This is a genomic window from Streptomyces afghaniensis (assembly GCF_044327915.1).
In the GTDB taxonomy this organism is placed as follows: Bacteria; Actinomycetota; Actinomycetes; order Streptomycetales; family Streptomycetaceae; genus Streptomyces; species Streptomyces afghaniensis.
Window position 1 is genome coordinate 1 of sequence record NZ_JBIRGJ010000011.1, and the last position, 18,443, is coordinate 18,443.

Below are 18,443 nucleotides of genomic sequence, written 5' to 3' on the forward strand. Positions count from 1 at the left end.
CCGTGCATCGTGAACGCCTGGTTGAACTGCTCGTTCGACATGATCTGCAGACCGGGCCGGGCGAGCTCGGCGCGCATGAACAGCGCCATCACGCCGCCGATGACGAAGAACGCGAACGACGTGGCCAGGTACAGCGTGCCGATCGTCTTGTGATCCGTGGTGGTCAGCCACTTCAGGTGCCTCATGCCCCGCCTGTGTCCGACCCCCGCCCGGACGTCACACTTCATGGACGCGACGAGCATCACGAGAATCGGGTGTGACGATCGGGAAGGTGCCGGACACGAACGGGACATGAGCAACGACGAGATCTTCGCCGCTGCCTATCGCGAGCACTACTGGGCGGTCAGCCGCTATGTCGCGCGGCGACTGGACGGGCGGGCCGGCGAGGTGGAGGAAGTGGTGGCGGAGGTGTTCACGGTCGCCTGGCGGCGCCGGGCCGATCTGCCCTCCTCCCCGCTGCCCTGGCTGTACGGCGTGGCACGCAACTGCCTGGCCAACGCGGTGCGCGGCCACGGACGCCGCCGTCGGCTCGTCGACCGGCTCGGCAACGACGACACCGCGCACGGACGGCACGTCGCGGCAGGCCCCGAGGCCGACACGCCCGGCGCCTGGGTGCACGAGGCACTGGCCCGGCTCTCCGCGGCCGACCAGGAGGTGCTGCGCCTGACGGCCTGGGAGGAACTCGGCATCGACGAGGTCGCGATCGCCCTCGGCTGCGGCAGGCGGGCCGCCGCGATGCGGCTGCACCGGGCCCGCCGCCGCCTCAGAGCCGAGATCGACGGGATGCGTCCCACGGACGGGGCGGGCATGGCGGGGACGGGACGCTCACTGGGCGAGGGGGAACGACGATGACCGACGTCCTCTCCACGCCCCGCGTCGCAGCGGAAGACGACCCACCGCCGGCACGCCTCGCCAACGCATCGGACACGCGCCCTCTGCCCGCCGCCCACGTGAACGCCTCTAAGGAACACGGCCATGGCTGACGAACTCGAACTGCTGCGCGGTGCCAACCCGGTGCCGTCCGACGGCCCCCACTTCGGCGACGGCCCCCTGGACCACGGCGCCGAGCGCCGGCTGGAGCGGCTGCTGCGTGAGCGGCCCTCCCGGCGTCTGCGGGACCGGCTGCTGCCCGGCTCCGGCCGGCCCCGGCTGGCCTGGGGGCTCGTCGCCACGGCCGTTGTCGCCGCCCTGGCGCTGACCCTCGTACTGAGCGGCCCGAACTCCACACCGGCGGCCGCCGCACCCCGACCGCTGGTCGTGCAGACCGGATCCGCACCCCTGCCCCTGGACCGGCTGGCCGAGCGCGCCGAACAGGCCGCCGCCGACGGCTCGCCCCGTCTGCGCAAGGGCACGCACGTGCAGTCCTGGAGCATGGGCATGTCGGACGACAAGCCCCCGATCACCGTGCCCGAGGAGCGCATCGTGCGCTGGAAGTCCGACGGCAGTCACACGGAGCTCGTCGTCGCGACCGATCCGCGACACCCGGGTCGCCCCGTCCTCTCCGGCGCGGGCGGCGAGCCGCACCTCGTCGACGACGGGCACGTCCTCAGCGACCAGACCTATCCGCCGAGCTGGAGCGACGCCCCGCCCCAGTCCCCGCCGCCGCACGACCCAGCCCGGTTGCGCGCCTATCTGACGGAGGCTCAGTACACGGACACTCCGCTGACCACGCCCCAACTGCTGGACGCCGTCGCGGTGCTGCTCGACCACTGGACCCTCGGTGCCCGGGAGACCGCGGCCCTCGCCCGTCTCCTTGCCGGCACCGAGGGGCTGCGGCCCGTCGGTCAGGTGACCGACCGCCTCGGGCGACGCGGTCAGGCGTACGTGTACGACGGCCCCGGCGCCCACCACATGCTGATCATGGACCCGGTCACCGGCGCCGTCCTCGGCCTGGAGACCACCTTCTCCATCGCCGAACCCGAGTACGGCGTCAAGAAGGGCGACGTCATGTCGTACAGCGCCTGGATGCGCTGATCACGCCCGCACAGCAGCGCGGCGACGGTCATCGTCCTAGCGGGTGGCGAGGAACTCGAGCGTGTCGATCACGCGGTTCGAGAAGCCCCACTCGTTGTCGTACCAGGCGACCACCTTGACGTGGCGGCCGTCGACGCGGGTGAGGGCCGAGTCGAAGATCGACGAGGCGGGATTGCCCGTGATGTCGGACGACACGAGCGGGTCCTCCGAGTACTCGAGGATGCCGGCGAGCGGCCCCTGCGCCGCGGTGCGGTACGCCGCCAGCACGTCGTCGCGCGTCACGTCGCGGGCGACGGTCGTGTTGAGTTCGACGATCGAGCCCACCGGCACCGGCACGCGGATCGAGTCGCCCGACAGCTTGCCTTCGAGGTTCGGCAGCACCAGGCCGATCGCCTTGGCGGCGCCGGTCGTCGTCGGCACGATGTTGACGCCGGCGGCCCGGGCGCGACGGGCGTCGCGGTGCGGACCGTCCTGCAGGTTCTGCTCCTGCGTGTAGGCGTGCACCGTCGTCATGAACCCGTGCTCGATACCGGCGAGTTCATCGAGGACCGCGGCCAGCGGCGCGAGCGCGTTGGTGGTGCAGGAGGCGTTCGAGACGATCGTGTGCAGGTCAGGGTCGTAGGCGTCGGTGTTGACCCCGAACGCGAGCGTGACGTCGGCACCGTCCGACGGCGCGCTGACGAGGACCTTCTTCGCGCCCGCGTCGAGGTGGGCCCGCGCGGCCTTGGCCGAGGTGAAGCGGCCGGTGGCCTCCAGGACGATGTCGACGCCGAGTTCGGCCCACGGCAGCTGCGCCGGTTCGCGCTCGGCCAGCACCGTGATCCGGCGGCCGTCGACGACGAGGGTGCCCCCGTCGGCGGTCACCGGGCGCCCGAGCCGGCCGGCCGTGCTGTCGTAGGCGAGCAGCCGGGCGAGAGTTGCGGGCTCCGTCAGATCGTTGACGGCAACGACCTCGAGGGCGCTGTCGCGCTCCAGCAGTGCGCGCAGCACATTGCGTCCGATGCGGCCGAATCCATTGATGGCGATGCGAGTCATGAGTGATGTCCCTTCCCTTCGAGACCAGGCTCGCCCGCGGCCGGAGCACAGGACAGTGGCGGGATCGCCACGGTTCAAAAGGATCGCGCCACACAGGGATCCCGCCACGCCCGCCACCCGGTGCCGGGCGGGTCACTCGCCCCGGGTGAAGGTGCGCCGGTACTCGCTCGGTGTGGTGCCGAGGATGCGCTGGAAGTGCAGGCGCAGGTTCGCGCCGGTGCCGAGCCCGACGTCGGTGGCGATCTGTTCGACGCCGCGCTGCGAACGCTCCAGCAGTTCGCGGGCCAGGTCGATGCGGGCGCGCATCACCCACTGCATCGGCGTGTAGCCGGTCTCCTCGACGAAGCGCCGGGAGAACGTGCGCGGCGAGACCCCCGCCTGCTGCGCCAGTATGTCGAGGGTGAGGGGCTCGCCGAGCCGGTGCAGCGCCCACTCGCGGGTGGCGGCGAACCGCTCGCCGAGCGGCTCGGGGACGCTGCGCGGCACGTACTGGGCCTGGCCGCCGCTGCGGTAGGGGGCCGCGACCAGACGCCGGGCCGCGTGGTTGGACGCGGCCACTCCGAGGTCGCCGCGCAGGATGTGCAGGCACAGGTCGATGCCGGAGGCGGCGCCGGCCGAGGTGAGCACGCTGCCCTCGTCGACGAAGAGCACGTTCTCGTCGACCTTGACGAGCGGATGCCTGGCCATGAGGGCCCGCGTGTAGTGCCAGTGCGTCGTGGCACGCCTGCCGTCGAGCAGGCCCGTGGCGGCGAGCGCGAAGGCACCCGTCGAGATGGCGGCGAGCCGCGCGCCCCGGTCGTGGGCGGCGATCAGTGCCTCGGTGACGGCCCGCGGCGGGTCGTCGCGGTCCGGGAACCGGTAGCCGGGGACGAAGACGATGTCGGCCCACGCCAGCGCGTCGAGGCCGTGGGCGACGTAGTACGCGAGGCCGTCGCCGCCGGTCACGAGGCCGGGTGTCGCCCCGCACACCCGCACCTCGTACGGCATGCTCGCGCGGGTCGTGAAGACCTGCGCGGGAATTCCGACATCGAGCGGTTTCGCACCCTCGAGCACGAGGACGGCGACGCGATGCAGGCGGGAGGCTGGCACAGGAAGAGGTTACGTCGATCTCCTCCTGCTCTTACTCGTCCCAGGCCTGGACCAGGGTCTGCTCGGTGATCTTGCCGTCCCGCAGCGACAGCATGGACTCGGACAGGACACGCACACCGTCCGCGTACTCGCAACTCTCGCTGTAGGCGGCCTCGTCGCCCTGGATGACGCACCGCTCCAGCTTGTGCGTCATGTCGCGGCTGTAGACGTCCTCCAGCATCCGGCTGATCTCGTCCCGGCCGTGCAGGACCTTGGGATGGCTGGGCTGGGTCGTGTGGTCGACGATGCGGAACTCCGCGTCGTCCGCGTAGAGCGAGAGCAGCAGGTCCGGGCTCTGTTCCACACCCTGGCGCAGTGTCTCTCTGTCGAAGGCCGGCTCTGCCGCGGTTCCCATGATGACCTCCTTCGAAGGGCCGCGACCCGTCGGAAGCGGGCCGCGAGGGGCCTCTCCTGTCGAGGCTCCTCCCGTCCGGCGGGCTCGGCAAACGGAGCCGGACCACTGGGCTGCGAGGGGTGAGCGGAACCGTCCGCCCGTGTCCATCGCCCGCCGTCTCAGTCCTCCGACGCCAGGAACTGCGTCGCGGCCAGCTCGGCGTAGAGCGGGTCGGCGGTCACGAGCTCACGGTGCGTGCCGACCGCCCGGACCCGGCCCGCGTCCATCACCACGATCCGGTCGGCCATCGTCACCGTGGACAGCCGGTGTGCCACCACCAGGACCGTGGTCGTACGGGCCACGTCCGCGACGGTGTCGCGCAGCGCCGCCTCGTTGACCGCGTCCAGCTGCGAGGTCGCCTCGTCGAGCAGGAGCAGCCGGGGGTGGCGCAGCAGCGCCCGGGCGATGGCGACACGCTGGCGCTCGCCGCCCGACAGCTTGGTGCCACGATGCCCGACGAGCGTGTCGAGGCCGGCGGGCAGCCGGGAGACCAGACCGTCGAGACGGGTCGTCTTCAGCACTCGCGCGAGGGCGTCGTCGTCCGCCTCCGGATTGCCCAGCAGCAGGTTGTCCCGCAGAGAGCCCGACAGGACCGGCGCGTCCTGCTCCACGTAGCCGATCGCGGCGCGCAGTTGGGTCAGCTCCCAGTCGGCGAGGTCGCGTCCGTCGAGCGTGATCACCCCGGAGTCCGGCTCGTAGAAGCGCTCGATCAGCGAGAAGACGGTGGTCTTGCCGGCGCCGGACGGGCCCACGAACGCCGTCATGCCCTGCGCGGGCACGGCGAAGGTCACGCCGTGGTGGACGTACGGCAGATCGTCGGCGTAGCGGAAGCGGACGTCGTCGAAGGCGAGGGCGGCGGGCCGTGCGCCGGGGGAGGGGAGCGGGGCGGCCGCGGCCGTCGGCTCGGCGGGCAGTCGCAGCGCCTCCTGGATGCGGGTGAGGGCCGCGGCGCCCGTCTGGTACTGCGTGACGGCGCCGACGACCTGCTGTATCGGCGACATCAGGTAGAAGACGAACAGCAGGAACGCGACCAGCGTGCCCACGTCGATCGCACCGGTCGCCACGCGCGCGCCGCCCACCGCGAGCACCGTGATGAAGGCGATCTGCATGGCGAGCCCCGCCGTGTTGCCCGCGGCCGCCGACCACTTGGCGGCCCGCACGCTCTGCCGCCACGACTCCTGCGCCGCCTCGTGCAGCGTGCGTTCCTCCCGGTGCTCGGCACCGGACGCCTTCACGGTGCGCAGGGCGCCGAGGATCCGCTCCAGCGAGGCACCCATGACCCCCACCGCGTCCTGCGCCTGCCGGCTCGCCTTGTTGATACGCGGCACGATCACGCCGAGGATCACACCCGCGCCCACGATCACGGCCAGGGTGACGCCCAGCAGCACGGGTTCCACGAGGCCCATCATCACTACCGTCGCGACGAGCGTGAGTCCGCCCGTGCCCAGCCCGACCAGCGAGTCGGTGGTGACCGCGCGCAGCAGGGTGGTGTCCGAGGTGATGCGGGCCATCAGGTCGCCCGGTTCGCTGCGGTCCACGGCCGTGATCCGCAGCCTCAGCAGATACGACGACAGGGCGCGCCGCGCGCCGAGCACCACCGACTCGGCGGTGCGCTGCAACACGTACGAACCCAGCGCGCCGACCGCCGCGTTGGTCACGACCAGGGCCGACATCGCCAGCAGCGCGCCGGTGATCGCCCGGTCGTGCGCCAGATCGTCGATCAGGCCCCGCGCCACCAGCGGCAGCATCAGCCCGGTCGCCCCGGTGACCAGCGAGAGCACGGCCCCGGCGAACAGGGACCGGCGGTGCGGCCGTACGTAGTCGAGGAGCAGCCGCCAGGCAGGCGTGCCGATGTCGGTCTCTGCGATGCTCACGTCGCTCCTTGGGCGTCGGGCGGAGCTGTCAGATTACGGGGGCCGCCGGGTGCGGTGCCCGGCGTTTTCGGGCAGCGTGTGAGCTGGTGATACGGCACGGCGGGTGGCCGATCCTCATCCCTTACTGATCAGTCGCGCGTAGGGTCGGGAAGGAAGGCATCCGGGCCGACGAAGGAGTCAGCAATGGCGCAGGAAGTACGCGGTGTGATCGCACCCGGCAAGGACGAGCCGGTACGGATCGAGACCATCGTCGTGCCCGATCCCGGCCCGGGGGAGGCGGTCGTGCGCGTCCAGGCCTGCGGGGTGTGCCACACCGATCTGCACTACAAGCAGGGCGGCATCAGCGACGACTTCCCCTTCCTGCTCGGCCACGAGGCCGCGGGCGTGGTCGAGGCGGTCGGCGACGGCGTCACCGACGTCGAGCCCGGTGACTTCGTGATCCTCAACTGGCGTGCCGTGTGCGGGAAGTGCCGGGCCTGTCTGCGCGGGCGGCCCTGGTACTGCTTCGACACCCACAACGCCGGGCAGAAGATGACCCTCACCGACGGTACCGAGCTGTCCCCGGCCCTCGGCATCGGTGCCTTCGCCGAGAAGACCCTCGTCGCTGCCGGGCAGTGCACCAAGGTCGATCCGGCCGTCGCCCCGCAGGTGGCCGGGCTGCTCGGCTGCGGCGTCATGGCCGGCATCGGCGCCGCGATCAACACCGGAAACGTCGGCCGTGGCGACACGGTCGCCGTCATCGGCTGCGGAGGCGTCGGCGACGCCGCCATCGCCGGCTCACGCCTCGCCGGAGCGGCGAAGATCATCGCCGTCGACATCGACGACCGCAAACTCGCCACCGCACGGACCATGGGTGCCACCCACACCGTCAACTCGCGCGAGACCGACCCGGTCGAGGCGATCCGCGAACTCACCAGCGGCTTCGGCGCCGACGTCGTCATCGAGGCCGTCGGCCGACCCGAGACGTACAAGCAGGCCTTCTACGCCCGCGACCTCGCCGGCACGGTCGTCCTGGTCGGCGTGCCCACCCCCGAGATGAAACTCGAACTGCCGCTGCTGGACGTGTTCGGCCGGGGCGGGGCGCTGAAGTCGTCGTGGTACGGCGACTGCCTGCCCTCCCGCGACTTCCCCATGCTGATCGACCTGCACCTGCAAGGGCGCCTGGACCTCGGGGCGTTCGTCACCGAGACCATCCAGCTCGACGAGGTGGAGAAGGCGTTCGAGCGGATGCACCACGGCGACGTGCTGCGCTCGGTGGTGGTGCTGTGATGGCCCCGCGCGTCGAACACCTCGTCACCTCAGGGCAGTTCAGCCTCGACGGCGGCACCTGGGACGTCGACAACAACGTCTGGATCGTCGGCGACGACCACGAGGCGATCGTCATCGACGCCGCCCACGACGCCGACGCCATCGCCGAGGCCGTCGGAGACCGCCGGCTCACGGCCATCGTGTGCACCCACGCCCACAACGACCACATCGACGCCGCCCCCGCCCTCGCCGAGCGCACCGGAGCCACCATCTGGCTGCACCACGACGACCTGCCGCTGTGGAAGCAGACCCACCCGGACCGCGAGCCCGACGCCTGGCTGGTCGACGGCCAGGTGATCGAGGCCGGCGGCGCCGACCTGCGGGTCCTGCACACCCCGGGGCACGCGCCCGGAGCCGTGTGCCTGTACGACCCCGGGCTCGCCACCGTGTTCACCGGCGACACCCTCTTCCAGGGCGGCCCCGGCGCCACCGGCCGGTCCTTCTCGCACTTCCCGACGATCATCGACTCGATCCGCGACCGCCTCCTCACGCTGCCGCCCGGGACGAAGGTCCTCACCGGCCACGGGGACTCCACGACCATCGGCGCGGAGGCCCCGCACCTTCAGGAGTGGATCACCCGCGGCCACTGACCGCGTGTCGCCCGCAAAAGGCGACAGAAGATGTCCGGCTTACCCGTCACCCTGGAGGAGACGAGCAGCCACGGTCACGGGAGGTCGGACATGTCAGCTCCACTGAAGGGCAAGGTCGCACTGGTCGCCGGTGCGACCCGGGGCGCCGGACGGGGCATGGCGGTGGAGCTCGGCGCGGCAGGCGCGACCGTCTACGTCACCGGCCGCACCACCCGCGCCCGCCGCTCGGAGTACGACCGGCCCGAGACCATCGAGGACACCGCCGACCTGGTCACCGAGGCCGGCGGGCAGGGCATCGCCGTACCCGCCGACCACCTCGACCCGACGCAGGTCCGGGCCCTGGTGGACCGGATCGCCGACGAGCAGGGCCGCCTGGACGTCCTGGTCAACGACATCTGGGGCGGCGAGAAGCTCTTCGAGTGGGAGAGCCCGCTCTGGGAGCACGACCTCGACAACGGCCTGCGCCTGCTCAGGCTCGCCGTCGAGACACACGCGATCACCAGCCACCACGCCCTGCCCCTGCTGCTGCGCAACCCCGGCGGCCTGGTCGTCGAGGTCACCGACGGCACCGCCGAGTACAACGGTGAGAACTACCGGGTGAACTTCTTCTACGACCTCGCCAAGTCCGCCGTCCTGCGCATGGCCTTCGCCCTCGGCCACGAACTCGGCCCGCGCGGCGCCACCGCCGTCGCCCTCACCCCCGGCTGGCTGCGCTCGGAGATGATGCTCGACGCCTTCGGGGTACGGGAGGACAACTGGCGCGACGCCCTGGAGCGCGTCCCCCACTTCGCCATCTCGGAGACGCCGCGCTACGTGGGCCGGGCCGTGGTCGCGCTCGCCGCCGACCCCGACGTGGCGCGCTGGAACGGCCGCTCCCTCTCCAGCGGCGGCCTCGCCCAGGAGTACGGCTTCACCGACCTCGACGGCAGCCGCCCGGACGCCTGGCGCTACCTCGTCGAGGTGCAGGACGCGGGCAAGCCGGCCGACACGACCGGCTACCGCTGAGACGCCGCCCTGCCGCACCTGGCGGCCTCCGGCCGCGGCGCCGTCGTCTCCATCGGCTCGGTCAACGGCCTCCAGGACTTCGGCAACCACGCCTGCAGCGCCGCGAAGGCCGGCCTCGTCTCCCTGACCCGCACCCTCGCCGGGCACGCCGCGGCACGCGGCGTCCGCGTCAACCTCGTGGCACCGGGGACCGTGCGCACCACCGCCTGGGAGGGCCGCGACGAGTCAACATGGGCTTCCACCACGCACTGCGGCCATAGCCGGGTCCGCTGAGCGGTGAGGTATGTCACCGTTTCGTCGCAGGCTGGAACACCGCACAACCGAACCCCCCGTATGCCCGTCTAGCTGGCAGGGATCGCAGACCGTGTGACCACTTCCGAAAGGGCATGACCAACCATGGGGGACGTACGCAGACGGGGCGCCGTCGCACTCGGGATCACCGCACTGGTGGCACCGCTCACACTCGCACTCGGTGCCAGTCCGGCCGCGGCCGCGAGCTGCACCACCAAGACCGGCCCGTACCAGAAGCAGGTCGAGAAGTTCCTGGGCCGCCCGGTCGACGGCAAGCAGTCCGCCGCCGACTGCAAGGCGATCCAGGCCTTCCAGACCAAGCACGGCATCTCCCCGAACGCCGGCTACGCCGGGCCCGTCACCTGGGGCGTGATGGACCTGATGCAGAAGCAGAAGGCCGTCGGGAAGAACCCCAACAAGGACGGCAAGTGCCCGGTGAACAAGGGCCGGATCGCCTGTGTGAACCTGAGCCTCCAGCTGAGCTGGATCCAGGACGGCAAGAAGCTCGTCTACGGGCCCGTCCCGGTCCGCACCGGCCGCGACGGCTACGAGACCCGCACCGGCCTGAAGAAGATCTACTGGCGCAACATCGACCACGTCTCGTCCATCTACGACGTGCCGATGCCCTACGCCCAGTTCTTCGACGGCGGCCAGGCCTTCCACTCGGTCGGCGTCAGCATGTGGAACCCGCCGGGCTCGCACGGCTGCGTCAACATGACCAAGGCCGACGCCAAGAAGTACTGGTCGCTGCTGAAGAAGAACGACGACGTCTTCGTGTACGGCCGCAAGCCGGGCACCTGATCCAGGCACCCGGCTCGGACCCGCCCCTTACAGCGGCGCGTCCCCGAAGTCCGGGATCTCCAGCCGTACCCCGCCCTGCCGTGCGGACTCGTGCGCGATGATGCCCGGCAGGGTGTAGCGGGCGGCCACCCACGCGTTCACCGACGGCAGGGTGCGCGTGTTGACGGCGGTCACGAAGTCGTCCACCAGGAAGTGGTGGCTGCCCTCGTGGCCGTTGTGAAGGTTGTCGAACTCCCTCGGCAGCCGCGCACGGTCGTGCACGGGAGCCGACCCGGAGGTGAACGCGGCCCGCAGCTCGGGCGCGATGTGCTGGAGCGACGGGTCGTCGGGCGCCATGGTGGGCTTGGGCTCCAGCAGTTCGCTGATGTCCTTCACCCCCTGCTTGTCCTGCCACAGGGCGACCGTGGCGAGCTGCTCCATGCTCGCCTCGGTGCCGAAGAAGCGGAAACGCGACTCCCGTATGTGCGACGGGTAGCCGACCCGCCGGAACTCGTTGGTACGGAACGAGCCGCCGCCCGCGACCTCGAACAGCGCGGTGGCGTTGGAGAAGTCGTTGCCGAACTGGCTGATCTCCTTGTCGAAGACGCCGTCGCCGCGGTCGTCGACGACACCGATCGCCGACACGCTGACCGCGTGTGTCCGCCAGGCACCCAGCACCCCGCCGACCGCGTGCGTCGGGTACAGCAGCGGGGGATAGCTGGCGGTGGCCTTCCAGTTCTCGCCGCCGCTGTACTGGTAGGCCTCGTAGAAGCCCAGGTCCATGTCGTGGACGTAGTCGCCCTCGGCGTAGAAGAGCCGTCCGAAGGCGCCCTCGGCGATCTGGTTGCGGGCGTGGACCGTCGCCGGGTTGTACTCGCTGGTCTCGCCCATCATGTACGTCAGCCCGGTGGCCTTGACCGCGTCGATGATCGCCGCGATCTCCTCCGTGCTGATCGCCATGGGGACGGCCGAGTACACGTGCTTGCCGGCGTTCAGGCCCTGGAGCACCAGCGGACCGTGCGTCCAGCGCTGCGTGAAGATCGCGACGGCGTCGACGTCCTCCGATTCCAGCATGGCCTGGTACGACGGGAAGGTGCCGGCGAGGCCCTGCGCGGCGGCGAGTTGTTCGGCCCTCTCGGGCAGCAGGTCGGTGACGTGGACGGCGCTGACGCCGGGGTGGGCCTGGAACAGCGTGGCGAACTGGCCCGAGAACTGTCCGGCGCCGACGATGCCGATGGAGAACGTCATGTAAGGCGTGCCCTTCACTGGTCGGGGATCACTGCGAGAGGATCAGGTTGATCTGTTCGTTGGTCTGGTCGAGGCTGCTGACCGGCTTGCCGTTGCCGTAGATGTCCTCCATCGCCGGCGACATGAGCGCCGTCATGTCCGCCGAGTAACTGGCGATCGGGTACGAGAAGGTCCGGAAGTTCTTCTTGTCGGCCACGGGCCTCGTGAACGACGAGACGTCGATGCCCTTCTTCCGGTACGCGGCGACGGCGGCCTCGGTCCCGGCCTTCGTCGCGGGGAGGACGACGCCGTAACCGCCCACGACCTTCTGGCACTTGTCCGAGGCCAGATACGCCACCCACTTCTTGGCGCCCGCCTTGTTCTTGGAGGCCTTGGTGACGGAGTCGGCGAGGCCGTTCATCATCGTGGCGCGCTTGCCGGTCGGGCCGACCGGCGTCAGGGCGGTCTTGATGTCCCGGCCCTTGAAGCCCGCGTACGTGGAGATCATCCAGGCCCCGTCGAAGGCTGTGGCGGCCTTGCCCGCCGCGACCTGGGTGTTCGCCTGGTTGGACTGGACGTTGTAGTCGGACAGCGGCGGCATGTAGCCCTTCTTCGCCAGACCGAAGTACCACTGGACGACCGACTGGAAGGTCTTGCTGTCGTACTGGTACTTCGTGCCCCAGCGGGGCTTGTCCAGGTAGCTCCACCCCGCGGAGGCGGCGAAGTTGCTCCACTGGGTCTGGCCGTCGCCGAACCCGCCGCCGTTGCTGGCCATGCCGTACACCTTGACGTTGTTCTTGTCGAAGCCCGGCTCGTCGCCCCGCTTGCCGTTCCTGTCGATCGTGAGGTGGGCGATCGCCTTCTCGAAGGTGCCGCCGTCCTCGGGGTTCCAGGCGAGGTTGTTCAGCTGCTCGGCGGTGAGCCCTGCTTCCTTCGTCATCTTCGAGTTGTAGAACAGCGCGACGGTGTCCCAGTCCTTCGGGGCGCCGTAGCGGTGGCCGTCCTTCCCGATCCAGTTGGCGGCGAGGCCGGGCTGGTAGTCGGAGTTCTCGATGCCGAGGTCGTCGAGCGGTTCGAGGACCTTCAGGTCGACGTACTGGCCGAAGTTCTGGATGTGGTCGGTGAACACGTCCGGCTGGGTGCCGGCGATGAATCCGGCGGTGAGCTTGGTCCAGTAGTCGCTCCAGCCCAACTGGGTGATCTTGACGTTCAGTCCGGGGTTCTCCTTCTCGAACCCCTTGGCGCAGGCCTGGTAGGCGGGCAGCTGGTTGGCGTCCCACAGCCAGTACGTGACCGTGTTCGCGGAGGACCCGGCGGCCCCTCCCTGCGCGCATCCGCTGACCAGGGACAGCGCCAGCGCTCCGGACGCCGCGACGAGCGTACGCAGACGAATTCGCATCACAGTCCCCTTACTTGATCCCGGTGAAGCCGATGGAGCTGACGATGCGGCGCGCGAAGCAGGCGAACAGCACCAGCATCGGCAGCGCGGCGATCAGCGTCGCCGCCATGAGCCCGGACCAGTCGACGCCGGTCGCCGGGGTCTGCGCCCGGAAGATCGCCAGCGCCACGGTCAGCACCCGCGAGCTGTCGCTGTAGGAGACCATCAGCGGCCAGAAGTAGTCGTTCCAGGAGGTGATGTACGTCAGCACGCCCAGCGTGACGATCGGCGTGGACGCCATCGGCAGCACCACCCGGAAGAAGATCTTGACCTTCCCGGCGCCGTCCAGCAGCGCGGCTTCCTCCACCTCCCGGGGGATGTTCATGAAGAACTGCCGCAGGAAGAACACCGCGAAGGGCGCCATGAACATGGTGGGCAGCGCGATACCGAGGAGCGTGTCCACCAGGTGCAGCTGCTTGATGAGCACGAAGTTCGGCAGCAGTGTGAAGATGGTGGGCACCATCATCCCGGCCAGGAACAGGCCGAACACCTTGTCCCTCCCGCGCCAGCGCAGCCGTGAGAAGGCGTACGCCGCCATCGCGGAGAAGAAGAGCTGGCAGCCGGTGATCAGGGTCGAGACCAGCACGGAGTTGAGCAGGTAGCGCCAGAAGTCGAGCCCGCCGCCGGCACCGCCCTGTTTGACGGCCTCCTCGGCCGACTGCATGCCCAGGGCGCGTTCGAAGCCGCTCGTGGTGAGATCCACGGGCAGGGGGTTGGTCGGGTCGGCGTTGAGACCCGCGTTGGTGGACAGCGCGGTGCGCAGGATCCAGTAGAACGGCAGCAGGGTGATGAGGACGATCAGCCCCATCACGGTCCAGGCGGCGGCCCGCCCGAAGGGGAACCTGCGCCGGACCGGTCGCAGGGTCGTCGACGTCGTTGTCGTCACGGCAGCCATACCGGTATCTCCCTTTCCTCAGCCGAGGTCGGTCCGGCCGGCCCGGGTGAGCCGGTACTGGAGGACGGTGATCGCGCTCAGCACGACCAGCAGGGCGACGGACATGGCCGAGGCGTAGCCGAACTGGAAGCGCCCGAAGGCGGAGCCGTAGATGTAGTACTGGAGCACGTTGGTCGCGTTCGCCGGACCGCCCGCGGTGGTCACGGCCACGGTGTCGAACACCTGGAACGACCCGATCACCGTCATGATCAGCACGACCGCGAGCACCGGCCGCAGCAGCGGCATGGTGATCCGCCAGAACATCCGCCACTCGCTCGCGCCGTCCACCCGGGCCGCCTCGTACATGTCGCCCGGGATCGCCTGGAGACCGGCGAACAGCAGCAGCGCGGTGTACCCGACGTGCCGCCACACGTTGATGAGCGCGATCGTCGGGATCGCCCAGGTCTCGTCGGCGAGGAACGGGATGCGGTCGGCGCCGAGAGCGCTGATGATCTCGTTGCCGATGCCGAGCTGGGTGTCGAGGATCCAGAGCCAGACCAGACCCGCGACGACGTTCGACATCAGGTACGGCGTGAGCACGATGCCGCGCAGCATGGCCGACTGGGTCAGCCGCTGGAGGAGGACGGCGATGGCGAGCGCCGCGACCGTCTGCACGCCGATGTTGATGACGACGTACTCGACGGTGACCCACAGGGAGTCCCAGAAGATGGGGTCGTTGACCATGCGGACGTAGTTGTCCAGGCCCACCCACTCGGCCGGCGTCAGCAGGTTGAAGCGGGTGAAGCTCAGGTAGATGCCCCGGAGCGTCGGCCAGAGCAGGAAGACCACGAAGCCGAGCAGCGCAGGCGCGATGAAGAGCGCGGCCAGCCGTCCGTCACCCCGGTTCTCGCCCGTCTCGGTCCGTCGTGGCCTGGGCTTGCTGTGGGCCTCCGCCGCGCCGCCCACGGGCAGACGTGACGGAGGGCTGCTGGAGGCGATGGTCATCGGGAGACTCCCTCGCTGCGGCGGCTCGTCCTCTGGCGGGACTTACTTTTGGCGCGAAACAATTGCCGCGTCAAGAGGGGTGCAAACATCTTTTCGCAGGAACCATCATCGCCTTAGAGTGGTCATGTTGGTTTCAGTGCGAAAGAAAAGGGCGAGGGGAGTCGCACCGACATGACCGCAGGCATCGCCAGCTGGCCGCCGCTGAGCCCGGGCGAGCGCTCGGTGGCGATCGAGGTGCTCGTGCACGGCCCGCTGTCGCGCACCGAGCTCGCCCGCAGGCTGGGACTGTCGGCCGGCAGCCTCACCCGGCTCACCAAACCGCTGATCGAGTCCGGCCTGCTGGTCGAGGTGGCCGAGGCGGGCGTGCCGGCGGAGGCGCGCCAGGGCCGCCCTTCCACACCGCTGGACGTCGTCGCCGACTCCTGGTCCTTCCTCGGCTTCAAGATCACCGGGGACATGGTCTACGGTGTCGTCACCACGCTCAGAAGTGACATCGTCGCCCGCCACGACCGTCCGCTCACCACCCATGACCCCGCCGAAGTCGCCGACGTGCTCGGGGAGATGACCGCCGAGCTGCTCCGCGACCACCCCCGGCTCGCCGGGATCGGCATCGGAGTCGGCGGTTTCGTCCAGGACCGCGCCGTCGTCGGCGAGTCCCCCTTCCTGCTGTGGCGGGACGTCCCCCTGGCCGATCTTGTCGAGGAGCGCACCGGGCTGCCCGTGGTCGTCGAGAACGACGTCGCCGCCCTGGTCGAGTCCGAGACCTGGTTCGGCGCCGGACGCGGCCTGGACCGCTTCGTCGTCCTCACCATCGGCGCCGGAATCGGCTACGGACTCGTCCTGGGCGGCAAGCGGGTGGCCTACGCCGAGGAGGACCGCGGCTTCGGCCGGCACTGGATCGTCGATCCCAACGGCCCGCTCACCCCGGACGGCCGGCGCGGCAGCGCCGTCTCGCTGCTGACCATCCCCAACATCCGCTACCAGGTCCAGGCCGCCACCGGCCGCGACCGGACCTACGAGGAGATCCTCGCGGCGGCCGCCGCCGGGGACCCGATGCCCGCCCGGGTCGTCGACGAGGCGGCCCGGGCGCTGGGCACGCTCGTCGCGCAGATCTCCAACTTCGTGATGCCGCAGAAGATCCTGCTCGCGGGGGAGGGGTTCGGGCTCATGGACGTGGCCGGCAAGACGGTCGAGGACACGGTCCGCGACAACCGGCACCCCCTGGCCGCCCCGGTCGAGCTGGAGACGAAGGTGTCCGATTTTCACGACTGGGCGCGGGGCGCGGCCGTCCTGGCCATCAAGGTGCTGGTGCTGGGATCGGCCGAAGTGTGAACAGGCTCACGTTTACTGGGAGATGGACGTGATCAGCAACACTGTCCGGAATGACCGTTTAACTCACGATTACTCACATCGTCTTCACCTGCGGCGACGTATGCTTCACAGCATGTCCACCACTGTTGAATCCTCTTCCCAGCGCACGGCTGACGAGGTCAACGAGGAGATCCGGGCCCTGTGGCGCCGGTCGGGCGGGACACTGAGCGTCGAGCAGCGCGAGGAGTACCAGCGGCTCGTCCTGGAGTGGGCCGCCGCGGCCCCGCAGTCCGCGCCCGCGGCCTGAGCGTCAGCCAGGTCCGCTGACGCATCGGACCCTCGTCCCGGGGCACCCCTGATCCAATGGGTGCCCTACTCGCACTTTCCTCGGCCGTCGTCTACGGCATCGTCGACTTCGCAGGCGGCCTGCTGTCCCGGCACATCCATCACGCCGCCGTCACCTTCTTCGGCCAGCTCGGCGGGCTGCTGCTCGCCTGCGCCGCCGCGCTCCTCATCCCCGCCGACGTCGTCCACACCGCCGACCTGCTGTGGGGCGCGCTGTCCGGCGTCGGCAGCGGCGTCGCCATGCGGTTCCTCAACCGGGGCCTGAGCCGCGGCGCGATGAGCGTCGTGGTGCCCGTGAGCGCCGTCACCGGTGTCGCGCTGTCGGTGCTGTGCGGGGTGCTCGTCCTCGGTGACCGTCCGGGGGCCGTGGCCTGGCTGGGCATCGCCGTGACCGTCCCCGCGCTGTGGTTCGTCTCCGGCGGCGGCGGAGGCGGCGCGGGCAAGGGGACGGCGGACGGACTGCTCGCCAGCGCGGGCGTCGCTGTGCAGTACCTCGCCCTGGGCCAGGCCGGCTCCGCGAGCGGGTTGTGGCCCGTCGCCGCGGGCCGTGTCGCCGCGGTGCTCGTCCTCCTGCCGGACGCCGCCCGCCACGCCCGCCGGCTGAAGCTGCCGCCGGGCCGCTGTGTCCAGGCCCTCCTCATCGGGGCCGGCGCGGCCCTCGGCCTCGTGCTGTATCTGCTCGCCGCACAGCGCCAGTTGCTGGCCATCGCCGTCGTCCTCGCGTCCCTCTACCCCGCCCTGCCCGTCGTCCTCGGCCTCGCCCTCCTGCACGAGCGGATCAGCCGGCGCCAGGCGCTGGGGCTGCTGGGAGCGGGGGTGGCGACGGTACTGCTCACGCTGGGGTGAGGCAGAGCCGTCCCGGCCCCGGCGTGCTCACGCGCCACCCTCGCCCTGCGGCCGCGAGTGGAACCGGAAGCCGACGCCGACCCCGTCCCGCAGCGCCGCCTCATAGGCGGCCCAGGAGAGCGCGAGATCCTGCCAGGGCAGACCGACCGGGGTGTAGACGGTCACCTGCCCGGCATCGGTGCGCGCCGGGACGGTCCCGTCGACGACCCGGCCCAGGACGGCCGCGGCATCCTCCCGGCGCAGGCCCGCACTGCCCAGCGCACCGGCCGTCATGGCCAGGTCGAGGTCGTCCACGATGACTCGCGCATGCCGCAACAGCCCGGCATCCAGTTCCACCTTGCCCGGTTCGTCCGCTCCCAGTGAGGTGATGTGCGCGCCCGGCCGGACATCCGGACGGTGCAGCAGCGGGCGGCGGGACCAGGTCGCGGTGACGACGCTGTCACAGGTGCGGGCGACCTCCCGCGCACTGCCGACGACTTCGCATGCGAGTCCGGCCCGTTGCCAGACCCCGGCCATCCGGCGGGCCCGTCCGTCGTCGACATCGTGGATGACGAGCCGCTCGACCGTGCGCAACCGGGTCAGCCCGCGCAGCGTCATGTCGGCCTGGGCCCCGGCCCCGACGATCCCCACGGTGCGAGCTCCGGCCGGGCTGAGCAGGTCAGTGGCCAGCGCCGCCGACAGCCCGGTCCGCCACGCGGTCACGAAGGCGGAGTCCAGCAGCGCGAGCAACTCCCCGGTCTCCAGGTCGTGGAGACAGACGACGCCGGAGATCGCCGGATCGGAGCCGGGGAACTTGGCGTTCACCTTGACCGTGTAGGCCGGGACGTCCGGCAGTAGCCCCGGAAGGAGTACGGCGATGCTCCCGGCGGACGTCGGCAGGCTCTGGCGCACACGCTGCGGGGCCGTCCGAATGCCGGGGGCCGCGACAAAGCCCTGGCGCAGAGCTCGGAGCGCGTCCTGCGGGGTGACCACCCGCTGAAGCTCGGTGGCGCCGAGCAGTACGGTCATGGGGCGTCCT

19 protein-coding genes and 1 pseudogene are annotated in these 18,443 nt (G+C 70.6%); 10 read left to right on the forward strand and 10 right to left on the reverse strand.

What is annotated here, in order from left to right; genetic code table 11:
• Window positions 1–227 (reverse strand): cbb3-type cytochrome c oxidase subunit I (locus ACH4G3_RS36490; RefSeq protein WP_397628489.1); only part of this gene is annotated, 227 nt, incomplete at its 3' end.
• Between the two features lie 64 nt (window positions 228–291).
• On the opposite strand from ACH4G3_RS36490, the gene ACH4G3_RS36495 reads away from it, so the two are divergent.
• Both ACH4G3_RS36495 and ACH4G3_RS36500 read left to right on the forward strand, forming a co-directional pair.
• Window positions 292–852: an RNA polymerase sigma factor gene (locus ACH4G3_RS36495; protein ID WP_397628490.1), complete on the forward strand. Its 561-nt coding sequence runs from the start codon at window positions 292–294 to the stop codon at window positions 850–852.
• Between the two features lie 123 nt (window positions 853–975).
• Complete coding sequence (locus ACH4G3_RS36500) at window positions 976–1,974, forward strand: CU044_5270 family protein (protein WP_397628491.1); 999 nt, start codon at window positions 976–978, stop codon at window positions 1,972–1,974.
• A 36-nt stretch (window positions 1,975–2,010) separates the two neighbouring features.
• Here ACH4G3_RS36500 and gap read toward each other — a convergent pair whose 3' ends face one another.
• From gap to ACH4G3_RS36520, 4 genes are all read right to left on the reverse strand, one after another.
• Window positions 2,011–3,009, reverse strand: a complete 999-nt coding sequence (gene gap / locus ACH4G3_RS36505; protein ID WP_397628492.1) for a type I glyceraldehyde-3-phosphate dehydrogenase — start codon at window positions 3,007–3,009, stop codon at window positions 2,011–2,013.
• A 132-nt stretch (window positions 3,010–3,141) separates the two neighbouring features.
• Window positions 3,142–4,098, reverse strand: coding sequence for a GlxA family transcriptional regulator (locus ACH4G3_RS36510; protein ID WP_397628493.1), 957 nt, complete (start codon window positions 4,096–4,098; stop codon window positions 3,142–3,144).
• A 31-nt stretch (window positions 4,099–4,129) separates the two neighbouring features.
• Window positions 4,130–4,492 carry a nuclear transport factor 2 family protein gene (locus ACH4G3_RS36515; RefSeq protein WP_397628494.1) on the reverse strand — a complete coding sequence of 121 codons (363 nt, stop codon included), beginning with the start codon at window positions 4,490–4,492 and terminating at the stop codon, window positions 4,130–4,132.
• 158 nt (window positions 4,493–4,650) lie between these two features.
• Window positions 4,651–6,405 (reverse strand): ABC transporter ATP-binding protein, encoded by a 1,755-nt coding sequence (locus ACH4G3_RS36520; protein WP_397628495.1) that lies wholly within the window; start codon window positions 6,403–6,405, stop codon window positions 4,651–4,653.
• 183 nt (window positions 6,406–6,588) lie between these two features.
• Between ACH4G3_RS36520 and ACH4G3_RS36525 the strand changes: the two genes are divergently transcribed.
• The 5 genes and pseudogenes from ACH4G3_RS36525 to ACH4G3_RS36545 all read left to right on the forward strand — a co-directional run bounded on the left by ACH4G3_RS36525 (window position 6,589) and on the right by ACH4G3_RS36545 (window position 10,400).
• A complete protein-coding gene (locus tag ACH4G3_RS36525; protein WP_397628496.1) occupies window positions 6,589–7,674 on the forward strand; it encodes an S-(hydroxymethyl)mycothiol dehydrogenase in 1,086 nt (361 codons plus the stop codon).
• Window positions 7,674–8,303 carry an MBL fold metallo-hydrolase gene (locus ACH4G3_RS36530; protein WP_397628497.1) on the forward strand — a complete coding sequence of 210 codons (630 nt, stop codon included), beginning with the start codon at window positions 7,674–7,676 and terminating at the stop codon, window positions 8,301–8,303. The genes ACH4G3_RS36525 and ACH4G3_RS36530 overlap by 1 nt, the downstream gene beginning before the upstream one ends.
• 90 nt (window positions 8,304–8,393) lie before the next feature.
• On the forward strand, window positions 8,394–9,308 hold the full coding sequence (locus ACH4G3_RS36535; protein WP_397628498.1) for an SDR family oxidoreductase: 915 nt from the start codon (window positions 8,394–8,396) through the stop codon (window positions 9,306–9,308).
• A 3-nt stretch (window positions 9,309–9,311) separates the two neighbouring features.
• Window positions 9,312–9,533 (forward strand): annotated as a pseudogene (locus tag ACH4G3_RS36540) (SDR family NAD(P)-dependent oxidoreductase); the annotation flags it as partial.
• Window positions 9,534–9,704: 171 nt separating this feature from the next.
• Window positions 9,705–10,400: a L,D-transpeptidase family protein gene (locus ACH4G3_RS36545; RefSeq protein WP_397628499.1), complete on the forward strand. Its 696-nt coding sequence runs from the start codon at window positions 9,705–9,707 to the stop codon at window positions 10,398–10,400.
• A gap of 27 nt (window positions 10,401–10,427) precedes the next feature.
• Here the strand turns inward: ACH4G3_RS36545 and ACH4G3_RS36550 are convergent, their stop codons facing one another.
• The 4 genes from ACH4G3_RS36550 to ACH4G3_RS36565 are packed head-to-tail and all read right to left on the reverse strand — an operon-like array spanning window position 10,428 to window position 14,923.
• Window positions 10,428–11,627, reverse strand: coding sequence for a Gfo/Idh/MocA family protein (locus tag ACH4G3_RS36550; RefSeq protein WP_397628500.1), 1,200 nt, complete (start codon window positions 11,625–11,627; stop codon window positions 10,428–10,430).
• 28 nt (window positions 11,628–11,655) lie between these two features.
• The gene (locus ACH4G3_RS36555) at window positions 11,656–13,005 is read right to left on the reverse strand and encodes an ABC transporter substrate-binding protein (protein ID WP_397628501.1); all 1,350 of its coding nucleotides are present in this window, start codon (window positions 13,003–13,005) and stop codon (window positions 11,656–11,658) included.
• Between the two features lie 10 nt (window positions 13,006–13,015).
• On the reverse strand, window positions 13,016–13,939 hold the full coding sequence (locus ACH4G3_RS36560) for a carbohydrate ABC transporter permease (protein WP_397628502.1): 924 nt from the start codon (window positions 13,937–13,939) through the stop codon (window positions 13,016–13,018).
• Between the two features lie 18 nt (window positions 13,940–13,957).
• Window positions 13,958–14,923 (reverse strand): carbohydrate ABC transporter permease, encoded by a 966-nt coding sequence (locus ACH4G3_RS36565; protein WP_397628503.1) that lies wholly within the window; start codon window positions 14,921–14,923, stop codon window positions 13,958–13,960.
• Window positions 14,924–15,094: 171 nt separating this feature from the next.
• On the opposite strand from ACH4G3_RS36565, the gene ACH4G3_RS36570 reads away from it, so the two are divergent.
• The 3 genes from ACH4G3_RS36570 to ACH4G3_RS36580 all read left to right on the forward strand — a co-directional run bounded on the left by ACH4G3_RS36570 (window position 15,095) and on the right by ACH4G3_RS36580 (window position 17,425).
• Window positions 15,095–16,255 carry an ROK family protein gene (locus tag ACH4G3_RS36570; protein WP_397628504.1) on the forward strand — a complete coding sequence of 387 codons (1,161 nt, stop codon included), beginning with the start codon at window positions 15,095–15,097 and terminating at the stop codon, window positions 16,253–16,255.
• A 100-nt stretch (window positions 16,256–16,355) separates the two neighbouring features.
• Window positions 16,356–16,541, forward strand: a complete 186-nt coding sequence (locus ACH4G3_RS36575; protein ID WP_037667954.1) for a hypothetical protein — start codon at window positions 16,356–16,358, stop codon at window positions 16,539–16,541.
• A 56-nt stretch (window positions 16,542–16,597) separates the two neighbouring features.
• A complete protein-coding gene (locus ACH4G3_RS36580; protein ID WP_397628505.1) occupies window positions 16,598–17,425 on the forward strand; it encodes an EamA family transporter in 828 nt (275 codons plus the stop codon).
• Between the two features lie 27 nt (window positions 17,426–17,452).
• Here the strand turns inward: ACH4G3_RS36580 and ACH4G3_RS36585 are convergent, their stop codons facing one another.
• The gene (locus tag ACH4G3_RS36585; RefSeq protein ID WP_397628506.1) at window positions 17,453–18,433 is read right to left on the reverse strand and encodes an ornithine cyclodeaminase family protein; all 981 of its coding nucleotides are present in this window, start codon (window positions 18,431–18,433) and stop codon (window positions 17,453–17,455) included.
• Between the last annotated feature and the right edge of the window lie 10 nt (window positions 18,434–18,443).